General features: G+C 73.0%; 19 protein-coding genes and 1 tRNA gene. 9 read left to right on the forward strand and 11 right to left on the reverse strand.

All coding sequences use genetic code 11. The features are described from left to right. The first annotated feature begins 63 nt into the window (after positions 1–63). Entirely contained in the window at positions 64–480 is a 417-nt protein-coding gene (locus QM595_RS05780) for a YciI family protein (protein ID WP_415170580.1), read from the forward strand. Beyond that, positions 453–1,784, forward strand: coding sequence for an RNA polymerase sigma factor (locus tag QM595_RS05785; RefSeq protein WP_415170581.1), 1,332 nt, complete (start codon positions 453–455; stop codon positions 1,782–1,784). Before QM595_RS05780 ends, QM595_RS05785 begins: the two co-directional genes overlap by 28 nt. A 12-nt stretch (positions 1,785–1,796) precedes the next feature. Here the strand turns inward: QM595_RS05785 and QM595_RS05790 are convergent, their stop codons facing one another. The 5 genes from QM595_RS05790 to QM595_RS05810 all read right to left on the reverse strand — a co-directional run bounded on the left by QM595_RS05790 (position 1,797) and on the right by QM595_RS05810 (position 10,710). Continuing rightward, positions 1,797–2,891 carry a hypothetical protein gene (locus tag QM595_RS05790; protein WP_415170582.1) on the reverse strand — a complete coding sequence of 365 codons (1,095 nt, stop codon included), beginning with the start codon at positions 2,889–2,891 and terminating at the stop codon, positions 1,797–1,799. 26 nt (positions 2,892–2,917) lie between these two features. Then, entirely contained in the window at positions 2,918–3,892 is a 975-nt protein-coding gene (locus QM595_RS05795) for a putative zinc-binding metallopeptidase (protein ID WP_415170583.1), read from the reverse strand. A gap of 184 nt (positions 3,893–4,076) precedes the next feature. Next, a complete protein-coding gene (locus tag QM595_RS05800; RefSeq protein ID WP_415170584.1) occupies positions 4,077–4,961 on the reverse strand; it encodes a transglutaminase family protein in 885 nt (294 codons plus the stop codon). Further along, positions 4,958–7,441: a circularly permuted type 2 ATP-grasp protein gene (locus QM595_RS05805; protein ID WP_415170585.1), complete on the reverse strand. Its 2,484-nt coding sequence runs from the start codon at positions 7,439–7,441 to the stop codon at positions 4,958–4,960. The genes QM595_RS05800 and QM595_RS05805 overlap by 4 nt, the downstream gene beginning before the upstream one ends. Then, the gene (locus QM595_RS05810) at positions 7,441–10,710 is read right to left on the reverse strand and encodes a DUF2126 domain-containing protein (protein WP_415170586.1); all 3,270 of its coding nucleotides are present in this window, start codon (positions 10,708–10,710) and stop codon (positions 7,441–7,443) included. The genes QM595_RS05805 and QM595_RS05810 overlap by 1 nt, the downstream gene beginning before the upstream one ends. Positions 10,711–10,958: 248 nt before the next feature. Here QM595_RS05810 and hisC point away from each other — a divergent pair, with 248 nt between their 5' ends. From hisC to QM595_RS05830, 4 genes are read left to right on the forward strand one after another with little or no spacing between them, the layout of a single operon-like run. Then, positions 10,959–12,008: a histidinol-phosphate transaminase gene (gene hisC, locus QM595_RS05815; RefSeq protein WP_415170587.1), complete on the forward strand. Its 1,050-nt coding sequence runs from the start codon at positions 10,959–10,961 to the stop codon at positions 12,006–12,008. Positions 12,009–12,041: 33 nt separating this feature from the next. After that, complete coding sequence (locus tag QM595_RS05820) at positions 12,042–12,425, forward strand: phage holin family protein (protein ID WP_415170588.1); 384 nt, start codon at positions 12,042–12,044, stop codon at positions 12,423–12,425. Next, the gene (locus QM595_RS05825) at positions 12,422–12,901 is read left to right on the forward strand and encodes a low molecular weight protein-tyrosine-phosphatase (protein ID WP_415170589.1); all 480 of its coding nucleotides are present in this window, start codon (positions 12,422–12,424) and stop codon (positions 12,899–12,901) included. Before QM595_RS05820 ends, QM595_RS05825 begins: the two co-directional genes overlap by 4 nt. Beyond that, entirely contained in the window at positions 12,898–13,749 is an 852-nt protein-coding gene (locus tag QM595_RS05830) for a fructosamine kinase family protein (protein WP_415170590.1), read from the forward strand. Before QM595_RS05825 ends, QM595_RS05830 begins: the two co-directional genes overlap by 4 nt. Here QM595_RS05830 and QM595_RS05835 read toward each other — a convergent pair. After that, positions 13,740–15,641, reverse strand: a complete 1,902-nt coding sequence (locus tag QM595_RS05835; RefSeq protein WP_415170591.1) for an FtsX-like permease family protein — start codon at positions 15,639–15,641, stop codon at positions 13,740–13,742. The two genes, QM595_RS05830 and QM595_RS05835, sit on opposite strands and share 10 nt — an antisense overlap. Further along, the gene (locus tag QM595_RS05840; RefSeq protein WP_415170592.1) at positions 15,641–16,387 is read right to left on the reverse strand and encodes an ABC transporter ATP-binding protein; all 747 of its coding nucleotides are present in this window, start codon (positions 16,385–16,387) and stop codon (positions 15,641–15,643) included. The genes QM595_RS05835 and QM595_RS05840 overlap by 1 nt, the downstream gene beginning before the upstream one ends. 108 nt (positions 16,388–16,495) lie before the next feature. Here QM595_RS05840 and QM595_RS05845 point away from each other — a divergent pair, with 108 nt between their 5' ends. Both QM595_RS05845 and QM595_RS05850 read left to right on the forward strand, forming a co-directional pair. After that, positions 16,496–17,743, forward strand: a complete 1,248-nt coding sequence (locus QM595_RS05845) for a sensor domain-containing protein (RefSeq protein WP_415170593.1) — start codon at positions 16,496–16,498, stop codon at positions 17,741–17,743. Further along, complete coding sequence (locus tag QM595_RS05850; protein WP_415170594.1) at positions 17,725–18,393, forward strand: response regulator transcription factor; 669 nt, start codon at positions 17,725–17,727, stop codon at positions 18,391–18,393. Before QM595_RS05845 ends, QM595_RS05850 begins: the two co-directional genes overlap by 19 nt. Positions 18,394–18,447: 54 nt before the next feature. Here the strand turns inward: QM595_RS05850 and QM595_RS05855 are convergent. The 4 genes from QM595_RS05855 to QM595_RS05870 all read right to left on the reverse strand — a co-directional run bounded on the left by QM595_RS05855 (position 18,448) and on the right by QM595_RS05870 (position 21,450). Next, positions 18,448–18,537: transfer RNA gene (locus tag QM595_RS05855), tRNA-Ser, on the reverse strand. Between the two features lie 95 nt (positions 18,538–18,632). Further along, complete coding sequence (locus QM595_RS05860) at positions 18,633–19,238, reverse strand: LutC/YkgG family protein (RefSeq protein ID WP_415170595.1); 606 nt, start codon at positions 19,236–19,238, stop codon at positions 18,633–18,635. Further along, entirely contained in the window at positions 19,235–20,719 is a 1,485-nt protein-coding gene (locus QM595_RS05865) for a lactate utilization protein B (RefSeq protein WP_415170596.1), read from the reverse strand. Before QM595_RS05865 ends, QM595_RS05860 begins: the two co-directional genes overlap by 4 nt. Further along, entirely contained in the window at positions 20,716–21,450 is a 735-nt protein-coding gene (locus QM595_RS05870; protein WP_415170597.1) for a (Fe-S)-binding protein, read from the reverse strand. The genes QM595_RS05865 and QM595_RS05870 overlap by 4 nt, the downstream gene beginning before the upstream one ends. 68 nt (positions 21,451–21,518) lie before the next feature. On the opposite strand from QM595_RS05870, the gene QM595_RS05875 reads away from it, so the two are divergent. Continuing rightward, complete coding sequence (locus tag QM595_RS05875) at positions 21,519–22,274, forward strand: FadR/GntR family transcriptional regulator (protein WP_415170598.1); 756 nt, start codon at positions 21,519–21,521, stop codon at positions 22,272–22,274. The last annotated feature ends 49 nt before the right edge of the window (positions 22,275–22,323 follow it).

Consider the following 22,323-nt stretch of genomic DNA (forward strand, 5'->3'; position numbering starts at 1 on the left):
TGGACAGAAGGCCACGCTGGCCGACCACAACTGACCAGCACCACCGAGACAAGGAGCAAGAAGATGCCGAAGTTCATGCTGATCATGCGCGCCACCGACGAGACCTGGGCCTCGATGGCCGAGGTGCCGTTCGAGGAGATCATCGAGACGATGGGCCGGATCAACGACGACATGGTCAAGGCCGGCGTGCTCGTCGCCGCCGAGGGCCTTGACCCCGAGCTGAGCGTCATCGTCGACCACTCCGGCGAGACGCCGCTGGTCACCGACGGCCCCTACGGCGAGACCAAGGAGCTGTTCGGCGGCTTCTGGATCCTCGACGTCCCCAGCGTGGACGAGGCGGTGGAGTGGTCCAAGCGGCTCCCCCGCGCGCCCGGCGCCAAGACCGAGATCCGCCGGATCGCCTCGATCGACGAGTTCCCGCAGGACAACGAGTGGATCATCCGGGAGCGCGAGTGGCGCGAGCAGACCGGCCAGCTCTGAGCGAGGGCCAGGCGGACCGGCGGGAGCAAACCCGCCGGTCCGTCGAGGCCGTCTGGCGGATCGAGTCGGCCCGGATCGTCGGCGCGCTGGCCCGCTACACCGGCGACTTCTCGATGGCCGAGGACGCCGCTCAGGAGGCGTTCGCCGAAGCACTGGTCGCCTGGGCGCGCGACGGCCGGCCAGCCAACCCGGGCGGCTGGCTGCTGACCACCGCCCGGCGGCGCGCCATCGACACGCTGCGGCGTCGTACCACCCTCGACCAGCGGTACGCCGCCCTGGCCGGTGAGCTCGCCGAGGGCCAGACGACCTCCGGCGGCCCGGCGCGGACCGATCTCCCCTGGGACCCCGACCGGATCGACGACGACGTGCTCACGCTGATCTTCGTCTCCTGCCACCCGGTCCTCTCCCGCGAGGCGCAGGCCGCGCTGACGCTGCGGGTCGTCGCCGGCCTGACCAGTGAGCAGATCGCCCGGGCGTTCCTGGTGCCGGTGCCGACCGTGCAGGCGCGGATCACCCGCGCGAAGAAGACCATCGCCGCCGCCGGCGTCCGGTTCGAGGTGCCGGGAGCCGAGCAGCGCGGCGAGCGGCTGGCCGGCGTACTGAGCGTGCTCTACCTGATCTTCACCGAGGGCTCGACCGCCTCGACCGGTGCAGACCTGTTGCGGCCCGACCTTGCACAGGAGGCGATCCGGCTGACCCGGGTGCTGGCCCGGCTGCTCGCCCGCTCGAAGACCTCGAAGACGGCGGAGCCCGAGGTCTACGGCCTGCTGGCGCTGATGGAGCTGACCGCCGCCCGGTTCCCGGCCCGTACCGGTCCCGACGGCGAGGCGGTGCTGCTGGAGCACCAGGACCGCCGGCGCTGGGACCGCGCCGCGATCCGGCGCGGCCGGGCGGCACTGGCACAGGCGACCAGTGCCGGCCTGGGCCCCTACGGTCTCCAGGCCGCCATTGCCGAGTGCCACGCGGTGGCGCCCTCGGTCGAGCGCACCGACTGGAACCGGATCGTGCTGCTCTACGAAGCGCTGAGCCGGATCGCGCCCTCGCCGGTGGTCGACCTCAACCGGGCGGTGGCGGTCGCGATGGCGAGCGGACCGTTGACCGCGCTGGGGATCGTCGACGAGCTGGTCGCCGCCGACCGGCTGGCGGGCTCGCACCTGCTCCCGTCCGTCCGCGGCGAGCTGCTGCGGCGGCTGGGCCGCGACGAGGAGGCGCGGGCGGAGCTGCTGCTGGCCGCCCGGCTGTGCGGCAACGACCGGGAGCGGGAGCTGCTGGAGCGGAAGGCCGCCGAACTTCCCCACTCGTGAGCGAGCGCGGGGTCAGCCGCAGGCGGTGTAGGTCCGCTGGACGGTGAAGGTCTTCGGCTTGGGCAGCCGCTTGCCCTGTGCCCGCAGATTGCGCCGCTGCTTCTTCTTCAGTGCCTTCGTCGCGGTCACCTTGGCGGCGACGGTGAAGTCGCCGGAGGCCGGCACCGGGATCACCACCGAGCGGTTGGACTTCGGCTTGAGGGTCAGCGCCTGGCTGCCGTCGACGGTCAGCACCACCTTCTTCGCCTGCCACTTGTGTGCCTTCCGCGCCACCGCGATGGTGGCGGCATGGGCGGCACAGTCGGCCGATGCCGGCAGCGTGACCAGGCCCTGGGAGGTGCCGGCGGCGGTGCCGATCGCCTCCCCGGCCGGGGTGTAGGTGGCGGTGACGGAGCTGGCGTCGCTGCTCGACTGGAAGTGGAGGCCGTCGCTGAAGGTGGAGCCGTAGACGTAGGAGTTCACGTAGACGACGACGCGGCCGGAGGGCACGAACATCCGGTTGGTGTGGGTGCCGTGGTCGTAGCTGACCAGCTCGCTCTGCTCGCTCGCGTCGCTGGTGCCGGGATAGAAGCCGGCGCTCACCTGGAACTCGACGTCGCCGCTGTAGCCGCGATGGGTGGTCACCTCGAGCCAGCCCGGGTGGACGACCGGGAGGACCAGCCGCACCTGACCACCGCCGACGCTGCGAGCCTTCTCGCCGGTGCAGGCCTGCGGTGTGGCACCGCTCATCGTGGCGGAGCTGTTGTCGGTGAAGGTCAGGCTGCGGAGCTCACCGCCGGCCGTGGTGACGCTCGCACTCACCTGCGAGCTGGTGGTGCCGGAGGCGACCACCGTCTGGGTGGCGATGTCGGTGATCGTCTGCGCGGCGGAGAGTGCGGCGCTGGCCGAGCCGCCGGAGGCCGGGATCTCCTTGACGTCGTCGGACGCGCTGGTGGTGGCCGTGCACACGGTGTCGTCCCCGCTGGTCGCCATCGACCCGGCGGTGAGGACGATCTCGAAGCTCGGCGGGTCCGCCGAGGCCACCGGAGCGAGGGGCGTCAACGCGGATGCCGCCAAGACGGCGGCGAGCGCCGCGCCGAGGGCGGCTGGACGATACCGGATGTTCACCAGCAGACCATAGAACGAACTCCGGATCAGCGCGGCAGAGTCGCGACAAAGTCCAGCTTGTCGACGACCGGCGGCGGGATGACGAAGGGGTAGAGATCCTCCCGGCCCATGCTGCGGTTGATCACGTTGAGCGCCGTCGTCAGCGGCACCCACACCTCACTGATCAGCCGCGGGAACGAGCCGGGCAGCGGACCGGAGCCCCAGACGCCGTACTCCCTCGCGGACTCGATGGTGTCGCAGATGTGGAGGTAGTGGGCGAAGGTCTCGGCGAAGTCCTCGAAGGGGTGCATGGTGGCGTACGTCGAGATGAAGCTCTCCTCCCAGCCGGCCGGCGCGCCCTCCTCGTAGTGGCGCTCCAGCGCGTCGGCGTAGGACTCGCTCTCGTCGCCGAACAGCTCGCGGGCGGACCCGATCAGGTCGCCCTGGACCAGCTGCCACTCGTAGTAGTGGCCGACCTCGTGCCGGAAGTGACCGAGCATGGTGCGGTAGGGCTCGTCGAGCTTGGCGCGGATCTTCTCGCGGTAGGCGTCGTCGCTCTCGGCCAGGTCGATGGTGATGACGCCGTCGGCGTGGCCGATGGTGACATTCTCGGCGACCGAGGACAGCAGGTCGAAGCAGAGGCCGTTGAGCTCGTCCTCGGCCTTGGTGAGGATCGGGAAGCCGAGCGTGTCGAGCTCGACGACCAGGTGGCGCTTGGCCTGCTCCGCGTCGTGGAAGTTGACCAGGCCGACGGTGTCGTCGTCGCTGGGCCGGGTGCGGGTCAGGTCGCAGGCGAAGCACTGGCCACCCTCGAGCCGGGCCAGCCAGGTGCAGCCGGACAGGTTGAGGTTGCGGCAGACCCACCAGACCAGGCCGTCCTCGTCCACATAGCGACCGGCGTCGTCGACCGGCACGATCGCCCGCTCCTCGCGGGAGAATCCCAGCGCGGTGCCGCAGGCGACACAGAGGGAGTTCTCGAAGAAGAGCTGGTTGTCACAGACCCGGCAGCGGAAGGCCAACATGTCCCGAGCCTAGCCGTCGAGAGGTCCCTGATTGCCCCTCGAAGAGTCCCTGATTGCCCCTTCGTCGGTCCATCCGGGACCTCTCGAGGGGCGTTCTGAGACCTCTCGCGGGTCCATCCGGGACCTCTCGAGGGGCAATCTGAGACCTCTCGCGGGTCCATCCGGGACCTCTCGGCCGAATCGTTCAGACGGGTGCGACGTCGACGCTGACCGCCAGCGTGGACTTCTTCGCCTCGGTGAAGATGACGCCCTTCACCGGTGGCACGTCGGCGTAGTCCCGGCCCCAGCCGACGGTGACATAGCGGTCGTCGACCCACTGGTCGTTGGTCGGGTCGAGCATGACCCACTGCCCGTCGTCGGCGCCCGGGACCCAGAGGGCGACCCAGGCGTGCGAGGCGTCGGCACCGACCAGCCGGGGCTTGCCGGGCGGTGGGGTGGTGGCGAGGTAGCCGGAGACGTAGCGGGCGGCCAGGCCGTGGCCGCGCAGGCAGGCCAGCATCAGGTGGGCGAAGTCCTGGCACACGCCGCCGCGGGCGTCGAAGATCTCCTCGACCGTCGAGGTGACGGTGGTGGCCGCCTTGTCGTAGTCGAAGTCGGCGTGGATCCGGTGCATCAGGTCGACCGCCGCCTCGACCAGCGGCCGGCCGGGCCTCAGCGAGGAGGCCGCATAGGCCTGTGCCTCCTCGGGGGTCTCCACCAGCGGCGAGGCGACCACCATGTCGGTGGCACGCCAGGCGCCAGGCAGCTCGGGGTGGACCAGCGGCCGGGCCTCCTCCCAGGCGAGGCCGAAGCCGCTCTCGTCGTACGCCGGCGCGACGACGTCGACCTGGCTGACGGCCTCGACCTCGAGCGTGGTGTGCGGGGTGGTGACCTGGAAGTAGGTGACGGTGTTGCCGTAGTAGTCGACGTCGGTGGACAGGTCGCCCGGCTCGGGCTCGATCACGACCTCGGTCGAGGCCACCTGCTGCCAGGGCAGCGCCCGGGGGGTGACGTGGGCGATGCCGAGGCTGTCGGTGACGTCCTCGTCATAGGAGTACGTCGTGGTGTGGGTGACCTGGTAGGACGTCACGGGACGCTCCGGGTCAGCGCGTTGAGCGGCCGGGGCGCCGGCCCGGAGGTGAAGTGGATCTCGGCGACCGCCTCGGAGAGCCGCTCCAGCTGGCTCAGCGACATGTCGAGGAAGGCGTCCAGGTTGGGCCGGCCGACCCCGCCGATGAGGACCAGCGACGGCACGTCGGTGTGGTCGAGGGCGTCGCTGAGGTCGTCGAGCAGCCGCTCCGGCCGGCTGGACCCGGTCGAGGCGGGCATCGCCTGCAGGTGCGTGCGCAGCTCGGTGAGGTTGAACCGCAGCGAGCGCGGGTTGTCGGGATCCATCAGCAGCAGGTCGAGGACGCCGCCGGGCCGGACGTAGCCGCGGTAGCGGCGGCGGTGGGTGACCGACGACTCGGCCGCCGCCAGCACCATGGTGAGGATCTCGCGGTCCACGTCGATGCCGCGCCGCACGGTCGCGGTGGCACGGAGCAGATGGGTGAGCTGGACGCCGCGCTCCAGCGCCCGGCCGGCCGCGATCATGTGCCAGCCGGCGTCGCGGATCATGCTGGCGGTGACGCCCTGCAGCGAGAGCAGCCCGGTCAGCATCCGGCCGGCCGACTCCGCGACCTGGTGGCTGTGGTCGTTCGCCTGCAGCGACTCGACGGCGCGGTCGATGACGCCGAACATCCGCCAGGTGTCCAGTGAGAGCTGGTCGCGCACGCCCTGCAGCGCGTCGCGCAGGCCGTCGAGGGAGTGCGCCACGCTGCCGGGCCGGTCGCGGTCGAGGATCAGGCTGCGGAACTCCCGGTCGAGGTCGTCGTACCTGCTGCCGGCCAGCCGCCGGACCGCGGCCATCATCACCTCCAGCGAGGCGTGGCCGGCGGAGCGAGGCCGGGTCTTGAAGTCCTCGGCCTGGGCGTGCGCGGCGAGCACCAGCCGGAGCAGGTCCTCGACCCGCTCGGCGTAGCGGCCGGCCCAGTACAGATCCTCCAGCGCGCGCGGCACCAGGATCGTGGCGGCGCGGGCGTGGGTCATCGGCTGCACGTCGGCCAGGCCCTGGTCGGGCTCGCCGGGCGCCTCCTTGAGCACCCAGACGTCCTTGCTGCAGGTGGCGCGATCGCGGGCGCTGGCCTCGCGGATGCTGGCCAGGCCGCCGACCAGCGGCCGGTAGGCGGAGCCGTAGCGCAGCGTGAAGGTCCGCAGCGTGACCGGCCGGGGCCGCACCGTGCCGACCTCCCAGGTCGGCGCCTGGGAGAGCACCGGCAACTGCTGGCCGACGTAGCGGTAGGGCTCCTCGCGGATCTGCCGCACCACCTCCTCCCGGGGCAGGTCGCGCAGGCCGTGCGGCGAGCCGTCGATGCGGCGGACGACCAGGTCCTCGCCGTCCAGCACCGCGGCCAGCCCGTCGGGCTCGCCGCACCACCAGGTGGGGATCGAGGGCAGCCGCAGCGTCTCGCCGAGCAGCGCCTCGCAGGCGGCGGGGAGGTAGGGCAGCAGCCCGGGGTTCTCCAGTACGCCGGCGCCGAAGCCGTTGACGACCCGGACCCGGTCGCGTCGTACCGCCTCCACGAGCCCGGCCACGCCCAGCTGGGACTCGCCGCGCAGCTCCAGCGGGTCCGACCACGAGGCGTCCACCCGGCGCAGGATGACGTCGACCCGCTCCAGGCCGCTGCGCCCGGTGCCCGCGTGGGGCGAGCGCAGGTAGACCCAGCCGTCCTTGACGACCAGGTCACCGCCCTGGACCAGCGGGAAGCCGAGGGTGGAGGCCAGGAAGGCCTGGTCGTAGGCGGTCTCGGAGTGGGTGCCCGGGGAGAGCACCACGACCCGGGGGTCGGCCAGGTCACCGGGTGCGGACTGGATCAGCGCCGAGCGCAGCGCCCAGAAGTAGGGCTCCATCCGGTGCAGGCCGGCCTCCCGGTAGAGCTCGGGCATGACCCGGGAGATGACCCGCCGGTTCTCCATCGCGTAGCCGATGCCCGACGGCGCCTGGGCGCGGTCGCCGATGACCTGCCACTCGCCGTCGGCGGCGCGGCCGAGGTCGGTGGCGGCGAGCACCAGCGGCCGCGGGTCCGGCGAGGAGAGCCGGGCGACCACCCGGCTGAAGCCGGCGTGACCGAAGACCACCGGCGCCGGCACGATGCCCTCGGCGAGCAGCCGCTGCTCACCGTAGAGGTCAACCAGGACCGCGTTGAGCAGTTCGGCCCGCTGGGCCAGGCCGACCTCCAGCGGCTGCCATTGCGCGGCGTCGACGACCAGCGGCATCGGGTCGAGCCGCCACGGCCCGACCCCCTCGCCGGGGCGGGCGTAGGTGACGCCGTCGTCGGTGAGGAAGCGGACGATGTCGCCGTCGACCCGGCGCAGGTCGGCCGGGGTGAGAGAGACCGCGACCTCGGCCATGCCCTTCCAGGCGGGCCGCAGCGAGCCGTCGGCGCCGAGGACCTCGTCGAAGCGGGTCTGCTCCCCCGGCCCGAGGGTGGGCTGGGTGAGCAGGGCTGCGTAGTCGCGGAGCAGGGTCATCAGGCTCGGCGCAGATCCAACAGGTGGGGGTATTCGGCGCTGGCGGCGCGCCGGCCGCGCTCGGTCATCGCGGCCACGTCGAGCCGGCCGGGGGTGTGACCGCGCGGCTCGAACCTGCCGGCCCGGCGGGCTTCGGCCTCGCCGGCGTTGACCGGCGGGGTGTCGTAGCTGCGGCCGCCGGGATGCACGACGTGGTACGTCGCCCCGCCGAGGCTGACCTCGTCGTGGACGTCGACGAGGTCGACGTGCAGCGGCGCGTGCACCTCGATACTGGGGTGCAGGGCGCTCCACGGCTGCCAGGCCCGGTAGCGGACGCCGGCGTAATACTCACCGGGAGTGCCGGTGGCGGTCAGCGGCAGCGGCACCCCGTTGCAGGCGACGAGATGGCGATGCGGGTCGAGCCCTGTCACGCGCACCTGGATCCTCTCGACGCTGGAGTCGACATAGCGGGCGGTGCCGCCTGCGGTCGCCTCCTCCCCCAGGACGTGCCACGGCTCGATCGCCGCTCGGAGCTCGAGCTCGATGCCGTCCACCGACGTGAAACCTATCCGAGGGAACCGGAACTCGGCGAAGGGGTCCAGCCAGGACTCCTCGAAGGCGATGCCGTGGTCGCGCAGGTCGCGGACCACCTCGTGGATGTCGGCGAGGCAGCCCTGCGGCAGCAGGAAGTCCTCGTGCAGCCGGGTGCCCCAGCGCACCAGCGGGGCCCGCAGCGGCCGCTCCCAGAACATCGCGACCAGGGAGCGCACCAGCAGCGCCTGCAGCAGCGCCATCCGCGGGTGTGGCGGCATCTCGAAGCCGCGCAGCTCCAGCAGTCCGAGCCGGCCGCGGCTGCTGTCCGGCGAGTAGAGCTTGTCGACGCAGAACTCGGCGCGGTGGGTGTTGCCGGTCAGGTCGGTGAGCAGGTGCCGCAGCGCCCGGTCCACCAGCCAGGGTCGTGGCTCCAGGCCCTCGCGCTCCTGCTCGGCGACCAGCCGCTCGATCTCGCGGCAGGCGATCTCCATCTCGTAGACGGCCTCGGGGCGGCCCTCGTCGAAGCGCGGCGCCTGCGAGGTCGGGCCGATGAACCGGCCGGAGAAGAGGTAGGACAGCGACGGGTGGCGCTGCCAGTAGGTGATCAGGCTGACCAGCAGGTCGGGCCGCCGCAGCAGCGGCGAGTCCGCAGGCGTCGTACCTCCCAGGGTGATGTGGTTGCCGCCGCCGGTGCCGGTGTGGAGGCCATCGAGGTCGAACTTCTCGGTGGAGAGCCGGGCGAGCCGGGCCTGCTCGTAGAGCGTCTCGGTCAGGTCCCGCTGCTCGGCCCAGGAGGAGGTCGGCTGCACGTTGACCTCGATCACGCCGGGGTCGGGGGTGACCACGAGCTGGGTGAGCCGGGGGTCCGGCGGTGGTCCGTAGCCCTCCAGCACGATCGGGCTGCCGTCGGTCGCCTGCTCGATGGCGTGGAGCAGCGCGGCATAGTCCTCGAGCCGGTCGACCGGCGGCAGGAAGACGTGGACCCGGCCGTCGCGGGCCTCGATCGCCAGCGCGGTGGTGGCCGCGCCCTCCGGGTCGACGATCTCGACCTGGGGGACGGCCGGGTCGAGCGGCGGCCCGGCATGGAGGTACGACGGCTCGCCGGCGAACTCCGGGTCGGCCCAGGAGACGGAGTCCAGCGGCAGCCGCAGCCCCACCGGGCTGGTGCCGGGCAGCAGCACCAGCCGCCCGCGCCGGAACGACCAGCGGGCGCTGGTCCAGGCGCCGCCGGCGGTGTTGAGCGGGAGCACCCAGCCGGTCGGGGCGGTGATGTCGTCGTCGAGGGTCTTGAGCGAGTCGGCGGTGATCTCCTCGGGGTTGACTTCCTGGGAGGAGCCCTCGGGTCGCGGGCCGGCCGGCTGGCGGACCTGCGCGGCGAGGACGGCGAGCGGGTCCTCGTAGGCCGCCAGCAGCTGCTCCTCGGGCAGGCCGAGCACGGCGGTCAGCCGCCGGGCGAGCGCCTCGGCCTGGTCACCGGCGGCCTGGTCGCCGGCGTCGTCCCGGGGGTCGGCGAAGAGGCTGACGTCCGACCACAGCGGGGTGCCGTCGGCGAGCCACTGGAGGGCGATATTCCAGCGTGGCAGCGGCTCGCCGGGGTACCACTTGCCCTGGCCGCGGTGGACCACGCCGCCCTTGGCGTAGACCTCGCGCAGCCGGGCGGCCAGGTCCTCGGCGAGCCGGCGCTTGTGCGGGCCGTCGGCCGCGGTGTTCCACTCGGCGCTGGTCTGGTCGTCGAGGCTGACGAAGGTGGGCTCGCCGCCCATCGTCAGCCGGACGTCGCCGGCACGCAGCCGGGCGTCGACGGCCTCGCCGAGCTCGTCGATACGGCGCCAGGCCTCCTCGGTGTAGGGCTTGGTGACCCGGGGGTCCTCGTGGACGCGCCTGACCTCGTTGTGGAAGGAGAAGGCGACCTCGACCGGCTCGGAGGCGCCGGTGATCGGCGCGGCGCTGCTGGGATGGGGCGTGGCCGACAGCGGGATGTGGCCCTCGCCGGCGAACAGCGCCGAGGTCGGGTCGAGGCCGACCCAGCCGGCCCCGGGGACGAAGACCTCGCACCAGGCGTGCAAGTCGGTGAAGTCCTCGCTCGGCCCGCTCGGCCCGTCGAGCGCGGCCTGGTCGGCGGCGAGCTGGACGAGGTAGCCGGAGACGAAGCGGGCAGCGAGGCCGTACTGCCGCAGCAGCGCGACCAGCAGCCAGGCCGAGTCCCGGCAGGAGCCGATCGCCCTGGCCAGCGTCTCGTCGGGGGTCTGCACGCCGGGCTCCAGGCGCACGCTGTAGGCGACGGCGGCGTGGACGGCGGCGTTGAGGTCGCTCAGGAATGCCACCGTCGGCACCCCGTCGGCCGGGAGCGCCGGGCGCCGCTCGCGCCAGGCGGCCGTCGCGGCGGAGTCCTCGACCGGCCGCAGGTACGGCGCCAGGTCGGCGAGCAGCGCCGGCTCGTAGTCGAACGGGAACCGCTCGGCGTACTCCTCGATGAAGAAGTCGAAGGGGTTGATCACCATCAGGTCGGCGACCAGGCCGACGGTGATCTCCAGCCTCTCGACCTTCTCCGGGAAGACCAGCCGCGCCAGCCAGTTGCCGAACGGGTCCTGCTGCCAGTTGACGAAGTGGTTCGCCGGCGTGACGTCGAGGGAGTAGGCCTCGATCGGGGTGCGGGTGTGCGGCGCTGGCCGCAGCCGGACCACGTGCGGGGCGAGGGCCACCGGCCGGGCGAACTCGTAACTGGTGCGGTGCTCGAGGGCGACCTTGATGCTCACGCCCGCAAGCCTGCCAAGGTTCTGTTGCCTGCCGGTAACAAACGCGCCGTCTCGTGCCGGCCGGAGCGGTTACTAGTAGGCTGTCGCGGCTAAAGCGCGTGGTAGCGCGGTGTCCGGGTGCGTGCCTCGCAAGGCGCCGGCGCGAAGGCAGGCCGGTGGCCTGTCGAGCGTCGGCAACGCCGCGAGGTGCGGGGGGAGGGCGCCGCGATAGCGGCGAATTAGCCGCGACAGGCTACTACGGTGTGGCCGTGACACCGACGCCACGCCCCCATCTCGCCGACCTGCCGCCGTACACGCCCGGGCGGCCCGCCCCGCAGGGCGCCTTCAAGCTCTCCGCCAACGAGAACCCCTATCCCCCGTTGCCCGGCGTGCTGGCGGCGACGACGGCCACGCTGGACGCCCTCAACCGCTATCCCGACATGGGCGCGACGGCGCTGTACGACGCCCTGGCGGCGCGGTTCGGCGTCGCGACCGATCGACTCGCGCTGGGCACCGGGTCGGTGTCGCTGATCTATCAGCTGCTCGCCGCGTTCTGCGAGCCGGGCGACGAGGTGGTCTACGCCTGGCGCTCCTTCGAGGCCTATCCGATCGCGGTCACCGTCGCGGGCGCGCGGTCGGTGCAGGTGCCGCTCACCGCCGACGCCCGCCACGACCTGCCGGCGATGGCGGCGGCGGTCACCGACCGGACCAAGGTGCTGCTGGTGTGCACCCCCAACAACCCGACCGGGCCGGCGCTGACCCACACCGAGCTGGCCGGCTTCCTGGGCACCGTGCCCGCTCACGTGCTCGTGGTCGTCGACGAGGCCTACCTGGAGTTCGTCAGAATGGCGGACCCGGTCGACGGCCTGGCGCTGGCGCGCGACTTCCCCCATGTGGTGCTGACCCGGACCTTCTCCAAGGCCTACGGGCTGGCGGCGCTCCGGGTCGGCTACGCGATCTCCACTCCCGAGATCGCCGGCGCGCTGCGGGCGGTGGCGCTGCCGTTCGGCGTCTCCACCGCCGGCCAGGCCGCCGCGGTCGCCTCGCTCGCCGCCGAGGCCGAGCTGCTGGCGCGGGTCGACGCCCTGGTCGCCGAGCGCGACCGCGTCCTGGCCGGCGTACGGGCCGCCGGCTGGAGCGTCCCCGAGGCCCAAGGCAATTTCGTCTGGCTCCCCACCGTGCGGGTGAGCGAGCTCGCCGCCGCCGCGGCGGAGCTCGGCCTGGTCGTCCGGCCGCTCGGCGACGGCGTCCGGGCCTCCATCGGCGAGCCCGAGGCCGGCGACCTGCTGATCAAGCTGGCCGAGTCGTTCCGGCCCTGAGCCGCCGACCACCGGTCTGGTTGACTACCAGACATGCGGTTCCTGGGTTGGCTGATCAGCATCGCCGTCGCACTCGCGATGGCGGCCTGGCTGATCGACGGGATCCGGTTCGGCGGGCCGACGAGCGGGAGCGCGGAGCTCCAGGAGAAGCTGCTGCCGCTGCTCGGGGTGGCGATCATCCTGGGCGCGGTCACGGCGGTGGCCAAGCCGGTGTTGACGATCCTGTCGCTGCCGGTGGTCATCGTGACACTGGGGCTGTTCCTGGTGGTCATCAATGCGGCGATGCTGCTGATCACCAGCTGGATCGCCGACAAGCTCAGCATCGACTTCCACGTCACCGGCTTCTGGCCCGCGGTCGGCGGCGCCATCATCGTCACGATCGTCTCCTGGGCCGTCGACAAGGTGCTCGACCGTTGATCCCTGCCGCCCGCGCGCCGCGGCCAGACGACGACCCTCGGTACGCCGTCGCACTGGTCTGCCTCGGCAACATCTGCCGCTCGCCGATGGCCGATGTGGTGCTCTCCGCCGCCGTAGCCGACCTCCCGGTCGTCGTCGCCTCGGCCGGCACCGGCGGCTGGCACGTCGGCGAGCCGATGGACCGCCGGGCGGCCGCCGTCCTGCGTGCCCACGGCTACGACCCGTCCGGTCACCGCGCCCGGCAGTTCGACGCGGACTGGCACGACCGCTTCGACCTGGTCCTGGCGATGGACGAGGACAACCTCGCGGCCCTCGGCGGGCCGACGGAGCGGATCCGGCTGTTCCGCTCCTTCGACCCGCTCGGCCCTGGTGAGGTGCCGGATCCCTACTACGGTGGGGATGACGGGTTCGAGGAGGTGCTGGCGATGGTGGAGCGAACCGCCGCTGCCCTGGCCGAGGAGCTGCGGGGGCGGTGACCACGAGCGTCGTGGCGAAGCGTGCCGAGGAGCTGCTCGGCACGACCGTCGTGGCGACCTCGGCGGTGGCCGGTGGCGACATCGCGGTGGCCACCAAGCTCCGCTTCAGCGACGGCAGCTCGGCACTGATGAAGACGCTCCCTCATCCACCGGCGGGCTTCTTCGCCGCCGAGGCGCGTGGGCTGCGCTGGCTGGCCGACGCCGGCCTCCCCACTCCTGAGCTGCTGGCCGGCGGCGAGGACTGCGTCATCCTGCGCTGGGTCGAGCCGGGTCGGCCGAGCGCCGAGGGCGCCGAGCGGCTCGGCCGGGCACTCGCCGGCTGCCATGGGGTGACCGAGGCGTCGTACGGGCTGGCCGAGGACGGCTATATCGGCACCCTGCCGCTGCCCAACAAGCCCTGCGAGACCTGGCCGGAGTTCTTCGCGACCCGGCGGCTGCTCCCCTATCTCAAGCTCGCCCACGACCGCGGCGCGGTGGACCCCGCGCAGGCCGCCGCGATCGAGGCGGTGGTGCCGCGACTGGCCGGCCTGGTCCCGGCCGAGCCGCCGGCGCGGCTGCACGGCGACCTGTGGAACGGCAACGTGCTCTGGGGCGCCGACGGCGGCGCCTGGGTCATCGACCCGGCCGCCTACGCCGGCCATCGCGAGACCGACCTGGCGATGCTGCACCTCTTCGGGCTGCCGCAGCTGGAGCGACTCCTCGACGCCTACACCGAGGCGCGGCCGCTCGCCGACGGCTGGCGCGATCGGCTGGCGCTGCACCAGCTCTTCCCGCTGCTGGTGCACGCGGCGCTGTTCGGACAGGGGTACGGCGCCCGGGCAGCCGCGCTCGCGGCGCGCTACCGCTGAGGACCGGCCGAGCCCCGGGTCGTCCGGTCCCCGGCGGCCGCCGCGGCGATGGCCAGCAGCGCGCTGACGCCGAGGATCGCGAGCAGCGGCAGCCACGGGATCGTCATCGGCACGGCGACCCCGGTCCCGGCCAGGTCCGCGGTGACCGCCCGTCGTACCAGCCAACCGAAGAAGCCGGTGGTGAGACCACCGAGGGTCAGTCCGGCACCGGCGACGAGGACCGCCTGCCAGAGCGCGGTGCGCCGCAGCTGCTCGCGGGTGGCGCCCAGCAGCGTGAGGACCCGGCGCTGCCGGCGACGCTGCGCGGCGCCGATGAGGGTGGCGTTGACCATGGCGATGGCGGCGTAGCAGGCGGCCGGACCGAGCAGGAGCGTCAGGCCGAGGTCGTTGTTGCGGCGGGTCTGGGCAGTGACCTCCTCGATCCAGGCGTCGGCGGTGAGCACCCGGCTGTCCGTCCCGGCAAGCGAGGCCCGCACCGCGCCGAGGTCGGCGCCCGGCCGCGTCATCACGAACAGGTCACCGGACGAGGTCCTGGTCCCTGCCGTGACCAGGTCGGCAGGCAGGAGTACGTCGCCGTAGAGGTCGGGCGCATCCGGGACGACGGCGACGATGCGGAGGCGGAGCTGCTGGCCGCCGACCCGCACCCGCAGGGTGTCGCCCAGGTCCTTGCCGGAGTCGAAGACCCAGCCCTTGGCGACCGCGACCGTGCGGCCGTGGAGGTCGGCGAGGTCGCCGCGGACGGCATGAAGACCGCGGGCGAGGCTCGCCGAGGCGACGTCGACGACGTCGACCTGCTCGCTGTCGTCGAGGAGCCGGACGGCGACGGTACGACGAGCGTCCACGGTCTCGACGGCCGGCTCCGCGACGAGCCGCTCCACCGCCTCGGCCTCGTGTCCCGGTCCGGGCTGGACGACCAGCGGCGCGGCGAGCTGGGCACGGTCGAGCGCCGAGGTCCAGTCGGCGGTGAAGCTGAGCCCGAGCAGCATGGACCCGGCGACGGCCGAGATCGCGATCACCGGGGCGGCGACCGAGGTCGTAGTGCGTACCGCGGCGCGCAGCTCGTCGCGGGCGAGCCGAGCGGCCACGTGGTGGCGCACGAACGGGCGGGCGAGGAGTCCGGCGAGCCGCGGCACCACCAGCGGGCCGAAGCACATCAGCCCGATGACGACGACCTCGGGCAGCAGCACCGAGGCGACCAGCGCGAACAGCGGCGCGGCCTGCTGGGCCACCACGGCGGCCGCCACCACGGTGGCCAGGCACAGGGTGCCGACGACCCACTGCAGGGCACTGGGCAGGGCGCGCTCGACCGCCGCCTCCCGAAGCGCGGCCGTGGGCGACACCTTCGCAGCACGGCGCGAGGAGCGCCAGGCACCGACCAGCGCCACCGCCATGCCGGTAGGCAGGGCGATGGCCCAGGCCAGCCACGGCGTGGGCGCGACCAGGTGGACGTCGGTGAGGCCGAGACGTCGTACCAGCGTGAGAACGGGGGCCGCCAGCGGAGTGGCGAGGAGACAGCCGGCGATCGAGGCGGCGGCCGCGACCACGAGGGACTCGCCCAGGACCAGCCGTCTCACCTGGCGGCCGGTCGCGCCGACGAGGCGGAGCAGGCCGAGCTCGCGCCGTCGGGTGGCGACCACGAAGCCGAAGGTGCTGCCGACCACGAAGACGGCCATGAACATCGAGACCGCCGACATGATCCCGAACAGGGAGGTGAGGTCGTCGAGCTGGCCGCGCAGGTCCTGGCTGACTCCGCTGCCGATGGTGGCGTCGACGGAGCCGACCAGGTTGACGGTGGTCGCGATCAGCGCCACGCCCGTGGCCAGCGCGACGAAGGCGCCGAGGTAGGCCGGCCAGGAGGTCCGCACCGTCTGCCGTGAGAGCTGGCCGATCATCACTCCAGCTCGCTCATCCGCTGGGCGATGGTGGCGGCGTCGGCATGACGCAGTCGCCCCACGACCTGGCCGTCGGCGAGGAACAGGGTCTCGTCGGCGTACGACGCCGCGAGCGGGTCGTGGGTCACCATGACGACGGTCTGGCCGCCGTCGGCGAGCGCCCGGAGCAGGCGGAGCACGTCACGGCCGGTGCTGCGGTCCAGCGCGCCGGTGGGCTCGTCGGCGAAGAGGACCGACGGCTGGCTGTCGCTCCGGGCGTAGAGAGCACGGGCGATGGCGACCCGCTGCTGCTGCCCGCCGGACAGCTCGGGCGGGCGACGGCGAGCCAGGTCGCGCAGGCCGACCCGGTCCAGGGCGTCCAGCACGGCCGCCGGCTCGACCCGCAGCCCGGCCAGTCGGACCGGCAGAGCGACATTGTCGAAGGCGGAGAGCGCGTCGAGCAGGTTGTAGGACTGGAACACGAAGGCCATCGCGGTGCGCCGGAACCGGGTCAACGCGGTCTCGCCGAGGCCGGCGAGGTCGGTGCCCGCGATGCTGACCCGGCCGGTGGTGGGCCGGTCGAGACCGGCGGCGATCTGCAGCAGCGTGGACTTGCCCGAGCCGGAGGGGCCCATGACGGCGGTGAAGGTGCCGGCGACGAAGGCGTGGCTGACGGCGCGCAGCGCGGCGACGCTGCCGGCGCGGGAGCGGTAGGTCCGGCTCACCGCGTCGAGTACGACGGCCGGCGGGGCAAGGGTCGTGGTCATGCCATCCAGTCCAGCGCCCCGAGAGGCCTCGCGAACTGGCCCACGCGCCACCGTGGGGTAGCGCCGGCGCTACCCCGGATCGCGTCGGCGACTCCTACGCTGGGTCGGGTGAGCCGCCCCACCGATGCCTGGTCCGCCGTGCGCGGCGGGCCGTGGCGGCTGCTGACCTCCGCCTGGCCGTGGCGCTCGCTCGCCTATCTCCTCTCGACCGTGCCGCTCGGCATCGCCACGCTGCTGGTGCTCGCCCTGGTCACCGGCCTGGGCCTGCTGACGGTGGTGGTCGTGGTGGGGCTGGTGCTGTTGGCGAGCCTGCCGCTGGTGACCACCGTGGTCGCGGAGGTCGAGCGGGGTCGGCTGCGGCTGGTGCTGCCGCACCAGCGTGGCGGGGCCACGCTGCGGGAGCGGCTGCGCACCTGGCGCACGCTGCCGCTGTCCTGGTCCGAGATCGGTCACGCGGTGCTGCTCGCCACCGTGCTGTGGCTGGTCGACGCCGTCGTCCTCTCCTTCGCGATCACCCTGCCGGTCACGCTGCTCGCCGCGCCGGTCCTGGTCAGGCACGACACCCTGGAGGTGGCCGGCTGGCGCATCGACACCGCGGCCGAGGCGTGGCCGGCGGCGGCACTCGGCCTGCTGGCGCTGGTGGGCTCCGCCTACCTGGTCACCGCGCTGGCCAGCGGACAGGCCGCCCTGGTCCGGCTGCTGCTGGAGCCGCCGGAGGCGCGACTGGTCTCGGCGGTGGCCGAGCTGCGGCGCTCCCGGGCCGGGCTGGTCGACGCCTTCGAGGCGGAGCGGCGCCGGATCGAGCGGGATCTGCACGACGGCGCCCAGCAGCGGCTGGTCGCGCTGACCATGACGCTGGGCCAGGCCGAGCTGGAGCTCGCCGACGGCCCGGCGCTCGACCTGGTCACCAAGGCGCACGCGCTGGCGGAGGACGCCCTGGAGGACCTGCGGGCCACCGTGCGCGGCATCCATCCGCAGGTGCTCGCCGACCACGGCCTGGCTGCCGCGATCCAGGAGCTCGCCGACCGCTCGCCGGTGCCGGTCGACGCCGACCTGCGCGCGCCCGGCCGGCTCCCCGAGCCGATCGAGGCGGCGGCGTACTTCCTGGTCAGCGAGGCGCTCACCAATATCGCCCGCCATGCCGAGGCGCGCTCCGCCCGGATCCAGGCGTGGCTCGCCGACGGGACGCTGACGGTGACGGTCGTCGACGACGGCTGCGGCGGCGCCGACCCGAGCCGGGGCAGCGGACTCGCGGGGCTCGCCGCCCGCGTCGACGCCGTCGACGGCACCCTCGACATCGACAGCCCGCCCGGCGGCCCGACCCAGCTGAGGATGACATGCCCGATCAGCAGTTGACGCTACGCATCGTGCTCGCCGAGGACGCCGCACTGCTGCGTGAGGGCCTGGTCGGGATCCTCGAGCGTGCCGGCCACACCGTCGTCGCCGCCGTGCCCGACGCCGAGGCGCTGCTCGCCTACACCGGCAAGGAGCAGCCGGACGTCGTCGTCACCGACATCCGGATGCCGCCGACCCACACCGACGAGGGCCTCCGCGCGGCCGTCACGATCCGGGAGCGGCACCCGGACATCGCGATCATGCTGCTGTCGGCCTATATCGCCGAGGCGTACGTCGGCGAGCTGCTGGAGTCCACCACCGGCGGCGGCCTCGGCTACCTGCTCAAGGACCGCGTCGGCCACGTCCGCGGCTTCCTCGACAGCCTCGACCGGGTCGCCGCCGGCGGCACCGTCGTAGACCCCGACGTCGTACGCCATCTGCTGGCCCGGCGCCGCAACGACGGTCCGCTGGCCGCCCTCAGTCCCCGCGAGCGAGAGGTGCTCGCCCTGATGGCCGAGGGCCACACCAACCCGACCATCGCCACTCGGCTCTTCGTCAGCGAGGCGGCGGTGCGCAAGCACGTCGGCAATATCTTCGCCAAGCTCGATCTCGCCCCTGACTCCGACCGCCGGGTCTCCGCGGTCCTCGCCTATCTCCGCAACGGCTCCTGACGAGAGAACCCTCGGCGAGCTCATCCTCACCGAGGGTTCCCAACGTGACTCATCTGGCGGTGCTGAAGGGATTTGAACCCTTGGTGGACTTGCGCCCACAAACGCTTTCGAGGCGTTCTCCTTAGGCCGCTCGGACACAGCACCGTCGCAGAGGCTACCGGAGCGGGCGACGCGTCATGAAATCGTCTTCGCCGGGCTGGGGTTGTGACGAGAGAGTGACCTGGAGGACCACGCTCTGGTCACGAGGCGACGATGATGACGTGCAGGGTGCGGGGGCCGTGGACCCCCTCGACCCGGTCGAGTTCGATGTCGCTGGTGGCGGACGGGCCGCTGATCCAGGTGAGCGGCCGGCCGTCGCGGACGGAGCCGCCGAGGAGGGCGACGGCATCGGGGACGTCCGCGACGACCTGATCGGTGCGCACGATGCAGACGTGCAGGTCGGGCACGAGGGTGATGGCTCGGCGGCCCTGGCCGGGGCCGTGGTCGAGCACGATGGTGCCGGTCTCGGCGATGCCCACGGCGGCGTCGGTGACCACCGCGTCGATGCGGTCGAGGTCGGCCGCGGTCAGGGTGCCGTCGTCGACGACGGCACCGGGCACCTCGACCGACAGGCCGGCGGGGACGACGACCGCGGCGCCGGCCGGGAGCGCCGCCGCGACGGCGGCGGCGAGCCGGTCCGGCGTACTCCGCACGACCACGGCGCGGTAGTCGGCCACCCGCTCGTCGAAGAGCGCGACGACGTCCGGCACGGGGGTACGGCGGGGCGCGGGTGGCGCCGGCGGCACGGCCGTGACGTCGGCCAGCGCCGCGCGGACCGGGCCGAGGATCTCCTCCCGTGCGCTCACGACCTACCTCCGTCCGTCCGCTTCCACCAGGCCCGGAACGACTCCGGCGGCGCCGGTGGCAGGTCCCGCGCCGAGGACCACTTCGACAGCCCCGGGATGCCGACAAGGCCGCTGAGCCGCCGGGCGACCCCCAGGCCGAGCCGGGTGAACCGCTCGCCGAAGGCGAGCTTGCGGGCATCGCCGAGCCCGATGGCGGCGCCCTTCATGGCGACCACCTCGGCCCGATGGCCGGCCGACGGCAGGTGGCCGCGGTGGGCGTCGACCACCTTGGCGCGCTGGTCGACCAGCACCGAGGGGATGTCGATGCGGACCGGGCAGACCTCGAAGCAGGCACCGCACAGCGAGGAGGCGTAGGGCAGCGAGTCGACCTGCTCGTCCACGCCGACGCCCTTGAGCAGCGGGTTGAGGATGGCGCCGATCGGGCCGGGATAGACCGAGCCGTAGGCGTGGCCGCCGGTGCGCTCGTAGACCGGGCAGACGTTGAGGCAGGCCGAGCAGCGGATGCAGCGCAGCGCCTGCCGGCCCACCTGGTCGGCGAGTGCCCGGGTGCGGCCGTTGTCGAGCAGCACCACGTGGACCTCACGCGGGCCGTCGTCAGGGGTGACGCCCGACCACATCGAGGTGTAGGGGTTCATCCGCTCGCCGGTCGAGGAGCGCGGCAGCAGTCGCAGCAACGGGTCGAGCTCGTCCCAGGTGGAGACCACCTTCTCGATGCCCACCACGCTGATCAGCACCTCGGGCAGGGTCAGGCACATCCGGCCGTTGCCCTCGGACTCGACCACCACCAGCGTTCCCGTCTCGGCGACCGCGAAGTTGGCGCCGGAGACCCCGACGCGGGCCCGCAGGAACTTCTCCCGCAGGTGCGCTCGGGCGGCGGCGGCCAGCACGGCCGGCTCGTCGGTGAGGTCGTCGGGCGCCGGGCGGCCGACCTCCTTCATGGCGCGCAGGAAGATCTCGCGGATCTCGGCCCGGTTGCGGTGGATGGCCGGCACCAGGATGTGGGAGGGCAGGTCGCCGCCGAGTTGCACGATCAGCTCGGCCAGGTCGGTCTCCCAGGCCGCGATGCCCTCCTCGGCGAGCGCCTCGTTGAGGCCGATCTCCTGGGTCACCATCGACTTGACCTTGACCACCTCGTCGACGCCGTGGCCCTTCGCGATCGAGGCGACGATGGCATTGGCCTCGGCCGCGTCGCGGGCCCAGTGCACCACCGCGCCGTTGGCGCTCAGCGTCTCCTCCAGCCTGAGCAGCTGGGTCTCCAGGGAGAGCAGCGCCGCCTCCTTGACCCCGGCGCCGGCGAGCCGGAGCGCCTCCCAGTCCCCCGATCCCCCCGCCATCGACGCAGCGACCTCGTCCACCAGCCGGGCCCGCTTGGCCCGGATCGTGCCGGTCGCGTGGGCGAGGTTGTGGCGCAGCTGCGCGTCGGCCAGCTTCTCCCGCGCCGCGGCCGGGAAGGGCGGCATACCGACGAAGGTGCCGCTCATGAGGCCTCCGTCGAGGCCAGGATCTCGGCGAGATGGACGGTCCGTACGCCGGCACGCTGGCGGGAGAGCACCCCGCCGATGTGGGTGAGGCAGGAGTTGTCGCCGGCGACCAGCACCTCCGCGCCGGTGTCGCACACGTGGCGCGCCTTGTCGGTGCCCATCGCGATCGAGACGTCGGCGTTCTTCACCGCGAAGGTGCCGCCGAAGCCGCAGCACTGGTCCTCGCCCGGCAGGTCCAGCAGCGTCAGCCCGCGCACCTGCTCCAGCAGCCGTCGCGGCCGGTCCCCCACGCCCAGCATCCTCAAGCTATGGCAGGTCGGGTGATAGGTGACCGTGTGCGGGTAGTAGGCGCCCACATCGGTGACGCCGAGCACGTCGACCAGGAACTCCGAGAGCTCGTAGACCCGCGGCGCGACCTCCTCGACGGCCGCGATCAGCCCAGCGTCGCCCGAGCGGCGAGCCACGATCGAGTGCTGGTGCCGCGCCGACCCGGCACACGACCCGGAGGGCGTCACCACGGCGTCGTACCCCGCGAAGGCGGAGACGAAGCCGCGCACCACCGGCACCGCCTCGTCGAGATAGCCGGTGTTGACCATCGGCTGCGCGCAGCAGGTCTGGGCCTCGGGGAACTCCACGTCGACGCCGAGCCGCCGCAGCAGCCGCACGACGGCCTCGCCCGTGCCTGGATACAGCGCGTCGTTGATACACGTGACCATGAGCGCCACCCGCATGGAAACCCTCTCAATCTGGCTGACCTTGATGTGGTCAGACCACACAGTCCGACTGTAGGGTAGCTCCCGTGAGCGAGGCAAGCGAGGGCTGGCGCCCGGTGCCCCGCGCCCGCACCTACGAGTTGGTCGTGGAGCAGATCGAGGAGCAGATCCTGGCCGGCACTCTCAGGGTCGGCGACCGCCTCCCCGGCGAGCGCGAGCTCGCCGCCCGGCTCCAGGTGTCCCGAGCGGCCGTCCGGGAGGCGATGCGGACCCTGGAGGCGCAGGGCGTCGTCCGCGCCGGGGTCGGCTCCGGGCCAGAGGCCGGAACGGTGGTGTCGGCGCTGCCGTCGGAGGCACTCACCCGGCTGCTGCGCCTCCACGTGGCGCTGGCCAACTTCCCCGTCTCCGACGTGGTCGAGGCGCGCGTGCTGCTCGAGCGGGCCACCGCCGCGCTGGCCGCGGCCCATGCCACCCCCGAGGCGCTGGCGGCGCTCGATGAGCCGCTGGCGGCCATGGCGACCGCGGCGGCGGCCGACCGGCATCTCTACAACGACCTCGACACGGCCTTCCACATCGCCATCGCCGAGGCCGGCGGCAACCGGCTCTTCGCCGACATGACGATCGCGATCCGCGAGGCCATGCGGCTGCCGATCCTGCGCGACCTCGAGCGGCTCGACGACCGCGCCTGGGCCGACGTACCTCGGGAGCTCACCGCGCAGCATCGGGCCATCCGCGCCGCGATAGCCGCCGGCCAGGAGCAGGAGGCCGCGCGGCTGATCGACGAGCACATCCGTGCGGCCCGGCGGCTGTTGTCCCCGAAAGAGCCCCCGGAAGAGGCATAGTGCGGTGGGTACGAGTAAGCGGGTGTAGAGGATCCACCCCACAAACCGC

The sequence above is a fragment of the Nocardioides sp. genome, from assembly GCF_047607185.1.
Classification (GTDB): Bacteria; Actinomycetota; Actinomycetes; order Propionibacteriales; family Nocardioidaceae; genus Nocardioides.